Consider the following 10,864-nt stretch of genomic DNA (forward strand, 5'->3'; position numbering starts at 1 on the left):
TTGGCGAAGGCGAGCAGGTCGGCGTTGAGCTGGTCCTTGTGCGTGTCGGTGATGCCATGCGGCGCGCCGGCATAGACCTTGAGTTCGGCATGCGGGACGAGTTTCTTCGAAGCCCGAGCGGCCGCATCGATCGGCACGATCTGGTCGTCGTCACCGTGGATGATCAAGGTCGGCACGTCGAACTTCCTCAGGTCGTCGGTGAAATCGGTCTGCGAGAAGGCGACGATGGAGTCATAGGTGTTCTTGTGACCGGCCGTCATGCCCTGCAGCCAGAAGCTGTCGATCATGCCTTGCGAGGCGACCGCACCCGGCCGGTTGAAGCCGAAGAACGGACCGGACGCGATATCGCGGTAGAGCTTGGAACGATCCTTGAGGCTTGCCGCCTGCAGGCCGTCGAACACCTCCTTCGGCAGGCCACCGGGGTTCTTGTCGGTCTTGACCATCAAGGGCGGCACCGCCGAGATCAATCCGGCCTTGGCGACGCGGCTCGTGCCGTGGCGGCCGATATAGCGGCTGATCTCGCCGCCGCCGGTGGAAAAGCCGGCGAGGAAGATGTCCTTCAGGTCGAGCGCATTGATCAGATCCGCGAGATCATCGGCATAATGGTCCATGTCGTTGCCGTCCCAGGGTTGCGACGAGCGGCCGTGGCCACGGCGGTCATGGGTGACGACGCGGAAGCCGTTGTTGGCCAGATGAAAGGCCTGCGCCTCCCAGCTGTCCGACGACAGCGGCCAGCCGTGGCTGAGCACGACGACCGGGCCATCCTTCGGACCCCAGTCCTTGTAATAGATCTCGACGCCATCGCGGGTGATGATGCGGCTGCCGGAGACTTCACCACCTTGCGAACCGGCACCAACCTGCTTGCCGCTTGCCGCCGTCGCATCCGCCGCCTTGGCGGGGCTGTTGACCGCCGACACGGCGGCCGCGGTCGCCGCTGCGCCAAAGGCAACCGAGAGGACATCGCGACGGGAAATGCTGCTGGTTTCGGCCTTGCTGACTGCCTTGCTCATGGAAACGCTCCTTCTTCCCTGCGGTCGTGCCGCGTTGCAATAAATATCTAGCGATTAAATCGTTCACGATGCATTTGGATTTATATCGCTGCCGATTAGATCGTGCACAATCTTTTATATCGTGGTTCGCACGCCTGTCAATGCCTTGCGATTATATCGCGAACGATTTATTTTAAGGCATGATGGGAGAAAGCGATGACCGGCACCGAACCTAGAGACGACGATGCAATGCTGACGCTGGACAGTTTCCTGTGCTTCGCGGTCTATTCCGCAAACCACGCCTTCACGCGCATCTATAAGCCGCTGCTGGAAGAACTCGACCTCACCTACCCGCAATATCTGGTGATGGTGCTTTTGTGGGAGAAGAACGACCAGACGGTCGGCAGCCTCGGCGAACGGCTCTTTCTGGAATCGAGCACGCTTACCCCAATGCTGAAACGTCTGGAGGCGGCCGGCTATATCGACCGCGTGCGCGACAAGGCGGACGAACGGCAGGTCCGGGTACAATTGACCGACATGGGCAAGGCGCTGCGCCAGAAGGCGATCGCTGTGCCGCGCGGCCTCACTCAGGCAACAAAGCTCGGCGCCGACGATCTCGAGCGACTGCGTGCAGAGGTCTCGTCGCTCAGGGACACCCTGCTGAAATAGAAATCACTGCGCCAGGGCCTCATCTGAACGCGGAAGGCGCTCCTAGCCCTTTGAGCTACGAGTATCCTTCCACATCCAGCGATTCCGCTTGAAGGCGGGACGCTCTCGCAATCTTCAAAAAAGAAAAGCCCGGCGATCGCTCGCCGGGCCAAACCAGTCGGACACGCAGTCCGAAGTCAGAACTACTCGTTCTGGAAGTAGCTGTACTTGCCGTCTTCACCCTTCTTCCAGGTGTACATGACGTAGTCCGGACGCGTGATGTCGCCCTTTTCGTCATAGCCGAGGTCGCCGATTGCGGTCTTGAACGGACCCTTTGCCTTGATGGCTTCAGCAACGGCCTGCGGGTCGTTGCCGCCGGACGCCTTTGCGGCTTCAGCGATGACCTGGAGGGCGGCGTAAGCGTAGAGCGTGTAGGCTTCCGGTTCGAAGCCGGCAGTGCGGAACTTCTCGACGAGTTCCTTGGCAGCCGGGTTCTTGCGCGGATCCGGAGCGAACGTCATCAGCGTGCCATCGACGGCGTCGCCGGCGATCGAGGCCAGTTCGTTCGAAACGATACCGTCGCCCGACATCAGGGTTGCCTTGAGGCCCTGATCCTTCATCTGACGCATGATCAGGCCAGCTTCGGTGTGCAGACCGCCGTAGTAGACGATCGAAACGCCGGCTTCCTTCATCTTGGCGATCAGCGCCGAGAAGTCTTTGTCACCGGTGTTGATGCCTTCATAGAGGGCTTCGGTGAGGCCGGCTTCGTTCATCGACTTCTTGGTTTCGTCGGCAAGACCCTGACCATAGGGGGTCTTGTCGTGAATGACGGCGATCTTCGCGTCCTTGAAGTTGGCGGCGAGGTAGGCACCGGCAACTGCACCCTGCTGGTCGTCACGGCCGCAGGTACGGAACGTGTTCCAGAGACCGCGCTCGGTGAACTGCGGGTTGGTGGAGGCCGGCGTTACCTGCAGGATGCCGTTTTCAGCGTAGACTTCCGAAGCCGGGATGGACACGCCCGAGTTGAAGTGACCGACAACGAACTTCACACCGTCAGCAACGAACTTGTTGGCGACCGAAACGCCCTGCTTGGCGTCGGAAACGTCGTCGCCGAGCACAACCTTGATCTGTTCGCCATTGATACCGCCAGCAGCGTTGATATCTGCAGCAGCCTGTTCAGCACCTTTCTGGAGCTGTGCGCCGAAAGCGGCATTCGGGCCAGTCAGCGGGCCTGCGACACCAACGAGAACATCAGCCCAGGCGCTGCCGCTGAAGGCAACCATAGCCGTCAGCGCGACCGCCGACAGAAGAGACTTTTTCATCTTGTTACTCCCAATTATTCGAGCGGGTCTCGTTACCAACCTGCGCAATGCCCACCATAGTTGCGCCGGTGTTTCTTTCGCACCGGCCGCGGCGGCCGGCGCGCGCTGTTCCCTTTATTTGGCTTTCCAAGAGAAAGGCGAAGCCTTCTCATAGAGCCAATAGTAGTTATTGGTCATTTGCTTGGTCCGGTAGTACCGGAAACCTGCGGTAGCAAACAACAAAAGCACGACCGTGTCCACGATATAGTATTGCAGGCTGAACATCGTGCCCGCGAAGAGCGCGTGGTGCACGAAACGGATACCCAGCCCCAGCAACGCCACGTAGAGCAGCAGGCGTCGCATGTCTTCCCAGCTCTCGGCCACGCTCTTGCCCGTGCGCCAGGCGGTCCAGCCGCCAAGCACGCAGCTTATGAAAAGAAACTGCCAGATCGACGCTTCTTCGTAGAGAATTCCCTGCATGTCACTTGCTCCAGATGCAGCCGATCAATGACGGCCGCCTTCGAGATAGGCCGCGCGCACTTCCGGATTGGCGAGCAGTTCCTTGCCGGAACCGCTCATCGTCACCCGGCCGTTGACCATGACGTAGCCGCGGTCCGAAAGCTTGAGCGCACCGAAGGCGTTCTGCTCGACGAGGAAGACGGTCAGGCCCTCCTCCTTGTTGAGTTTCTTGATCGCTTCGAAGATGCCCTTGACGATCAGCGGCGCGAGACCGAGCGACGGTTCGTCGAGAAGCAGGAGCTTCGGCCGGGCCATCAGCGCGCGGCCGATCGACAGCATCTGCTGCTCGCCGCCCGAAAGCGTGCCGCCGCGCTGCGCCTGGCGTTCCTTGAGGCGCGGGAAGAGTGCGAACACCTTTTCCACGTCTTGGTCGAAGTGCTTCAGGTTGTCGAGGCTCGCGCCCATCTGCAGGTTCTCGAACACCGTCATGCGCGGGAAAATACGCCGCCCCTCGGGGGACTGGGCGATGCGCAACCGGGCGATTTCGTGCGTCGGCATGCGGGTGATGTCCTGGCCCTCGAAGTGGACCGAACCGGTGCGCGCCTGCGGACTACCGCAGATGGTCATCATCAAGGTCGACTTGCCGGCTCCGTTCGCGCCGATCAGGCAGACGATCTCACCACGGTGAACTTCGACATCCACCCCGCTCAAGGCGCGGATGTTGCCGTAGTAGGTCTCGACGRCTTTGACTTGGAGAAGAGGCGCCGTCATCAGTTGGTGCCCCCCTGTCCGCCTTCGATTTCCTCGATTTGTTCGATCACCTCTTCAACCTCTTCATCCTCGACACCCAGATAGGCCGCGATGACCTTCGGATCGGTCTTCACGAAATCCGGTGTGCCGTCGGAAATCTTCTGTCCGTATTCCAGGACCACCACGTGGTCAGAGATCTCCATGACCACGGACATGTCGTGTTCGATCAGCAGGATCGACGTGCCGGTATCGGCACGGATGCCCTGCAGCAATTCGTTGAGCGCCAGCGATTCCCGCGGGTTGAGGCCGGCGGCCGGCTCGTCCAGGCAGAGCAGTTCGGGGCCCGTGCACATGGCACGTGCGATCTCGAGACGACGTTGAGCGCCGTAGGAAAGATCGCCGGCCGGATCATCCGCCCGGTCGATCAGCGATGCCTTTTCGAGCCAATGCTTGGCAAGGTCGATCGCCTCTCTCGACGCCTGGCGGTAGGCCGGGAAGCCGAGAAGACCGAGGAAGGTGTAACCTGATGCCTGCATCAGCTTGTTGTGCTGCGCGACGAGCAGGTTCTCGAGCACCGTCAGACCGGAGAACATCCGGATGTTCTGGAAGGTGCGCGCCACCTTGGCGTGCTTGGTGATCTCGAAGTCTGGCAGCCGCTCCAGCAGGTATTCCCTGCCGGCCTTCTGCTTCATCGTGATCATGCCCATCGTCGGCTTGTAGAAGCCGGTGATGCAGTTGAACACCGTCGTCTTGCCTGCGCCGTTCGGACCGATCAGCGCCGTGATGTCACCGCGATAGGCTTCGAAGGAGAAGTCGTTGATGGCCATCAGACCGCCAAAGCGCATCGACAGGTGCTCAACCTTGAGAATGGGGTCTTTTGTCATTGTCGTTGTCTCGCGGGCCATCAGCCGTGCCCTTCCTTGGTGAAGCTGCCGGAGACTGCCTTGCGTTCGTGCAGGAAGGCTGTCGGTTCGCGCGATCCGACGAAGCCGCGCGGCTTCCAGACCATGACGACCACCATGGCGAGGCCAAAGATCAGCATGCGGTAGAGTTCAGGCGTGAAGTCCTGCCCGAAGATGGCCTTCAGGAAGGAAAGCTCACGCAGGATTTCCGTGCCGCCGATCATCACCACCGCGGCGACCGCAATGCCGGTGAGCGAGCCCATGCCGCCGAGAACCACGATCGCCAGGATAACGGCGGACTCCAGGAACACGAAGGATTCAGGCGAAACGAAGCCCTGGCGCACTGCAAAGAACGACCCGGCAATACCGCCGAACATTGCGCCCGTGGCAAACGCGGTGAGCTTGGTCGTCACCGTGTTGATGCCGAGGGAGCGGCAGGCGATCTCGTCCTCGCGCAGCGCTTCCCAGGCGCGACCGATCGGCATGCGGCGCAGCCGCATCGTCACGTAGGCCGTCAACAGCGCAAGCGCCAGGATCAGGTAGAACAGGAAGATCTTGTAGTAGGCCGAAGACATCGGCAGGCCCATCATCGCGGCAAAGCCGTCCTTCGAGGCATCGAACTTGATGCCGAACAGCGTTGCCTTGGCGATACCGGAAACGCCGAACGTACCCTTCGTCACCTCTGTCCAGTTGATCAGGACGAGGCGGATGATTTCACCGAAGGCAAGCGTCACGATCGCCAGATAGTCGCCCCGCAGACGCAGGACCGGAAAGCCGAGGATCATGCCCCAGAAACCGGCAAGGATGCCGGCAACCGGCAAGAGAATCCAGAACGACAGGCCGAAATAGGTCGACAGCAGCGCGTAGGAGTAGGCGCCGACAGCGTAGAAGGCGACATAACCCAGATCCAGAAGGCCGGCCAGACCGACGACGATATTCAGGCCCCAGGCCAGCATCACGTAGATGAGGATCTGGATGCCGAAATTGTCGACCCATTTGAGCGAGCCCTGGACGCCGAAGAGCGCGACGATGATCGGCGGGTAGACGAGCAGGAACGCGATGGCGATCTTCGAGAAGTTGCGGCTGAAGAAGGTCTCCTCCTTCGCCACGTCCTCGGCTGCAGCCTTCGCCGCCTTGCGGCGGGCGAGTGCCGGCTGGACATAGGCAACCATCGCGAAACGGCCGACGGCAGCCACGATTACGAAGATCGCAAGCAGGCCCCACCGTTGATTGAGGATCAGCTCATTGCGGATGTTCTGATCGGACTTGAGACCGACGAACAGCACGAAAAGGCCGAGGGAAATCAGGCCCGCGAAGACAGCCTCGCGCAGGGCCCGCGCCGTCACGTCAGTGCCGGCGCTTGCAGTCGTAGAAGCAATGTTTGCCATGGAATTATACCTTCTCGACTTCCGGTCGTCCGAGAATGCCAGACGGCTTGAAGATCAGGACGATAGCGAGAATGGAGAAGGTCGCGACGTCCTTGTAGTCGATGGTGAAATAGGCCGACCAGAGAGACTCGATGAGCCCGATCAACAGTCCGCCGAGAACGGCGCCCGGCAGCGAACCGATGCCGCCAAGAACGGCCGCGGTGAAAGCCTTGACGCCAGGGACGAAACCGTCGGTGAAGACGACGACGCCGTAATACATCAGGTACATCGTACCGGCGACGGCCGCGAGTGCTGCACCCATGATGAAGGTAACAGAGATCGTGCGATCGACGTCGACGCCGAGCAGTGCAGCCATCTTGCGGTCCTGTTCGGTCGCACGCTGTGCACGACCAAGCGGCGTCTTGTTGACGATGTACCAGAAGATGGAGAGCAGGATCGCCGTGATGATGATGATGATGATCTGCTTCAGCGAGATGGTAATGCCGAAGACGTTGTAGACCGAGGAAACGAGCGGCGGGATCGGCTTGTTGCGCGGGCCCTGCGTTACCTGGATGAAGTTCGACAGCGCAATCGACATGCCGATTGCCGTGATCAGCGGCGCAAGACGGAACGAACCGCGCAGCGGCCGGTAAGCCACCTTCTCGATCGTCCAGTTCCAGAGCCCTGCGGTCAACATGCCGACGATCATCATCAGCAGCAGCGCAAGTACAACCGGGACGCCCCCGATGAATGTTGTGAGAATAAGAAAGACAATCAAAGCGGCAAAACCGCCGAGCATGAAGATATCGCCATGGGCGAAGTTGATCATGCCAATGATGCCGTAGACCATGGTATAACCGATTGCGATCATACCATAAATAGACCCAAGAGTCAGCCCGTTGACGAGCTGCTGGACGAAATACTCCATCAATCTTCCCCTGGACCAGATCCTTGTAGGTCCGGTCTCTTGTTTTTTGAGCTCATTTTGAGCGCTGTATTTGCTCGATTCCATACCTTTTTCAAACGAAAAGGAAAGCTAAAAAACGCGACTTCGATAAAATCTTCCTCGATAAAATCGATTTGACGCTTTTAGAGCCAGAAAAATCAAAATTTCCGCAGCTTTCGCCCGTGAAATCATCAACTTTAGTCGTAAATGCTTTGGGCTTGGTCAGCGGCCTGGCCACCGAACGGCCAGACCAGTGCTGCTTCGCGGCTCAGCCGCGCATCCTTTGCCCGCTTGCATCGAACAGKGGATTCGGCTGGAGGCGCGCCGGCAGTATCTCGCCCAGCAGTTCGATCGCCCAGCCATCGCTGCGGTCGGCGATCTCCTTCGGCACGTAACCCATGGCGACCGAAACGCCGCTCGTGTGCGCATAACCGCCGGATGTCACCCAGCCGCGCACGACGCCATCGAGATAGATCGGCTCATCACCGATGACATCGGCATCCCTGGCTTCGAGGAGGAAGGTTCTAAGACGCAGCGCGCCGCCTTCCGCCTTTTCCTTCACGGCTGCCGCCTTGCCGATGAAATCCGCGTCCTTTCCGGCCGCCACGAAGCGACCAAGGCCGGCTTCGACCGGGCCATAAAGCGGACGATACTCGCGCGCCCAGCTGCCGAAGGATTTTTCGACGCGCAGCGCATTCAGCGCCCTCAAGCCGAACAGACGGATCCCGGACGCCTGTCCCTTCTCCATCAGAAGTTCGAAGAGATAGCGCTGATATTCCGGCTTCATCCAGATCTCGTATCCGAGATCGCCGGTGTAGCTCACGCGGCCGACGATCGCGGGCGCCATGCCGAGATCCATTCGGCGAACTTCCATGAACGGAAAGGCCGTATCGGAGACGTCGAGATGGGTGAGGCCGGCAAGCACGTCACGCGCCTTCGGCCCGGCGATCGATAGGCCGACCAGTTCCAGCCTCAGCGCCTTCAGCGAAACCGAACCGTCCCCGGGCAGATGCGCCTCGAACCAGCGCATGTGGTAGTCCTCGGCGATGCCGGATCCGACAAGCAGGAAATCCCCCTCCCCGAGCTTGGCAAGCGTGAAGTCGCCGATCAGCTTGCCATCGTCCTTCAGCATCGGCGCCAGCGTCATGCGCCCCACCTCAGGGATGCGGCAGGCAAGCATGCGGTCGAGCCAGGATTCGGCGCCCTTGCCGGTGATCGCATATTTGGCAAAGCCCGATGTCTCCATCAGGCCGACCCCCTCTCGCACGGCCCGGGCCTCCGCGCCCACCGTCTCGAAGTCGGTCGAGCGCCGCCAGGAGAAGGCGTCCTTTACGCCTTCGGGTGCGAACCACAGCGGCGTTTCGAGCCCATAGGAAGCGCCGAAGACGGCGCCCGCAGCCTTCAGCCGGTCGTAGATCGGCGTCGTCAGCAGCGGCCGCGCGGCCGGCAGTTCCTCGTTCGGATAGCGGATGGAGAAGCGGCGCGAATAGTTTTCGCGTACCTTGGCATTGGTATAGGCAAGGGTCGCGAAATCGCCATAGCGGGAAACGTCCATGGCGAAGACGTCGAAGCCGGGATCGCCATGGATCATCCAGTTGGCGAGCGCCAGCCCGACGCCGCCGCCCTGGCTGAAGCCGGCCATGACGGCGCAGGCCGACCAGAAGTTCCTCAAGCCTCGTACCGGGCCGACCAGCGGGTTGCCATCCGGCGAGAAGGTGAAGGGCCCGTTGATGATCTTCTTGATGCCGGCTTTGTTGAAGGCAGGAAAGTGCCGGAAGCCCACTTCGAGCTCCGGCGAAATGCGGTCGATATCCTCTGCCAGCAGCTCATGACCGAAATCCCAAGGCGTGGAGATCGGCGACCACGGGCGGCACGCCTTCTCATAGGTGCCCATCAGCATGCCGTTTCGCTCCTGGCGGAGATAAATCTCGCCGTCGAAATCGACGCAGTGCATCAGCTCCTTGCCGCGCGCCTGGTTGAACTCGATGACCTCGGGCATGTCCTCCGTGATGAGATACATGTGCTCCATGGCGAGCACCGGCAGTTCGAGGCCAACCATGCGGCCCACCTCGCGCGCCCAGAGCCCGGCGGCGTTGACGACGTGTTCGGCGATGATCTCGCCCTGGTTGGTGATCACCCGCCAGGAACCATCCTCGCGCTGCACCAAGTCTTCGACCTTGGTGTGCAGATAGATTTCCGCACCATTCTTCTTCGCCGATTTGGCATAAGCGTGCGTCGTGCCATAGGGATCGAGATGCCCCTCGACCGGATCGAAGACCGCGCCGACGAACTGGTCGGGATCAAGCAACGGCATCAGGTCGTGCGCTTCCTTGGGCGCCAAAAGCTCGGCTTCGAGCCCCATGTAGCGCCCCTTGGCAAGGATCGACTTCATCCAGTCGAAACGCTCCTTGGTGGCCGCGAGCATCATGCCCGAGGTCATGTGCAGGCCGACATCCTGGCCGGAATACTCCTCAATCTCCTTGTAGAGCTCGACCGTATATTTCTGCAGCTTGGCGACGTTCGGGTCGCCGTTGATCGTGTGCATGCCGCCGGCCGCATGCCAGGTGGAGCCGGAGGTCAGTTCCGATCGTTCGAGCAGCACGGCATCGGTCCAGCCGAACTTCGTCAGGTGATAAAGCACCGAACAACCGACGACACCGCCTCCGATAACGACGACCTTGGCATGGCTTTTCATGCGTACACTCCGTCTTCCCACGCTCCTGCCGGAGGCGCGGCCAAATTGTCAGGGAAAATCAAGCACGGCGACCGCTTGCCTTCCGCCACGGAAGCGCAAGCGACTGATGATCGAAGCCTAGTCAGAAAGGCGGCGCCGATAAAGACACGGCTGCGAAGGACGCTTGTCCATTTCCGCCGTTTGCTGGCGGATGGGCGACCCGTTTGCGGCATTTCATGCCGCATTTGTTTTCAGCCTTTAGGAAGGGCCGGTTCAGTCTGAAAAGGCTGCGGTAAGATCGAACGCCCGCCCCATCCGCACGAGGTCGTCGAAGAGCGATTCGGCGTAACTCCGCGGCACGATCAGCTCAAACGTGTCTTCGTCGGTCCGGGCGAGATTGACCGGGATGTGACCGCAAAGAACGTTGGCGCTGCCCCCAATCGAAAAGGCCGCGGGATGGAGGTCGAGGCCGATGCCTTTGGCAAGGACGCTGCGTGCGTTCGGTCCGGCAAGACGGAATACGACGCGTCCGTCGCTCTGGTCGACGACGTAGGCACCACCGGCGCAGAGCTCCTCGAGGCGGCGTACGAGCCCGCTCGGCGCCTCCGTCTCTGAGACCACCAGCCATTCCTCGGGGCCGGAGAAACGGAGCGAGAACTCGGGCACCGAAGCGATCGCCTGCCGCACCGCGTCTTCCTGACCCGCACGAGCAAGAACCGTCGCGACCGTGCGCCAATGGCCGACCATCAGATGATCGGCCGCTGCAGGCGCCGGTGCCGAGCGCAGTTTCTGTTCCAGTGCGTGGCGGTTGTTGTAGTCGCGAACCAT

At 60.8% G+C, this 10,864-nt stretch carries 10 protein-coding genes; 1 reads left to right on the plus strand and 9 read right to left on the minus strand.

Going from position 1 to position 10,864, the window contains the following annotated elements; genetic code table 11:
- The coding region (locus AB4Z53_RS30860) for an alpha/beta fold hydrolase (RefSeq protein WP_441599192.1) at positions 1-1,010 on the minus strand (1,010 nt) is incomplete at its 3' end.
- A gap of 195 nt (positions 1,011-1,205) precedes the next feature.
- Between AB4Z53_RS30860 and AB4Z53_RS30865 the strand changes: the two genes are divergently transcribed.
- Entirely contained in the window at positions 1,206-1,658 is a 453-nt protein-coding gene (locus AB4Z53_RS30865; protein WP_291159561.1) for a MarR family winged helix-turn-helix transcriptional regulator, read from the plus strand.
- Positions 1,659-1,840: 182 nt separating this feature from the next.
- Here the strand turns inward: AB4Z53_RS30865 and AB4Z53_RS30870 are convergent, their stop codons facing one another.
- From AB4Z53_RS30870 to AB4Z53_RS30905, 8 genes are all read right to left on the minus strand, one after another.
- The gene (locus AB4Z53_RS30870; RefSeq protein ID WP_113539230.1) at positions 1,841-2,959 is read right to left on the minus strand and encodes a branched-chain amino acid ABC transporter substrate-binding protein; all 1,119 of its coding nucleotides are present in this window, start codon (positions 2,957-2,959) and stop codon (positions 1,841-1,843) included.
- A gap of 114 nt (positions 2,960-3,073) precedes the next feature.
- Complete coding sequence (locus AB4Z53_RS30875) at positions 3,074-3,418, minus strand: DUF6867 family protein (protein WP_113539229.1); 345 nt, start codon at positions 3,416-3,418, stop codon at positions 3,074-3,076.
- A 24-nt stretch (positions 3,419-3,442) separates the two neighbouring features.
- Entirely contained in the window at positions 3,443-4,168 is a 726-nt protein-coding gene (locus AB4Z53_RS30880; RefSeq protein WP_441599193.1) for an ABC transporter ATP-binding protein, read from the minus strand.
- Positions 4,168-5,052, minus strand: coding sequence for an ABC transporter ATP-binding protein (locus AB4Z53_RS30885; RefSeq protein ID WP_441599194.1), 885 nt, complete (start codon positions 5,050-5,052; stop codon positions 4,168-4,170). The genes AB4Z53_RS30880 and AB4Z53_RS30885 overlap by 1 nt, the downstream gene beginning before the upstream one ends.
- Positions 5,052-6,437 carry a high-affinity branched-chain amino acid ABC transporter permease LivM gene (gene livM, locus AB4Z53_RS30890; protein ID WP_441599195.1) on the minus strand — a complete coding sequence of 462 codons (1,386 nt, stop codon included), beginning with the start codon at positions 6,435-6,437 and terminating at the stop codon, positions 5,052-5,054. The genes AB4Z53_RS30885 and livM overlap by 1 nt, the downstream gene beginning before the upstream one ends.
- Before the next feature lie 4 nt (positions 6,438-6,441).
- The gene (locus tag AB4Z53_RS30895; RefSeq protein WP_113539225.1) at positions 6,442-7,344 is read right to left on the minus strand and encodes a branched-chain amino acid ABC transporter permease; all 903 of its coding nucleotides are present in this window, start codon (positions 7,342-7,344) and stop codon (positions 6,442-6,444) included.
- Between the two features lie 286 nt (positions 7,345-7,630).
- Entirely contained in the window at positions 7,631-10,057 is a 2,427-nt protein-coding gene (locus AB4Z53_RS30900) for a GcvT family protein (protein ID WP_441599196.1), read from the minus strand.
- A gap of 252 nt (positions 10,058-10,309) precedes the next feature.
- A complete protein-coding gene (locus AB4Z53_RS30905; RefSeq protein ID WP_441599197.1) occupies positions 10,310-10,864 on the minus strand; it encodes a sarcosine oxidase subunit gamma in 555 nt (184 codons plus the stop codon).

It is taken from the genome of Ensifer sp. 2TAB8, from assembly GCF_052115125.1.
Taxonomy (GTDB): Bacteria; Pseudomonadota; Alphaproteobacteria; order Rhizobiales; family Rhizobiaceae; genus Ensifer.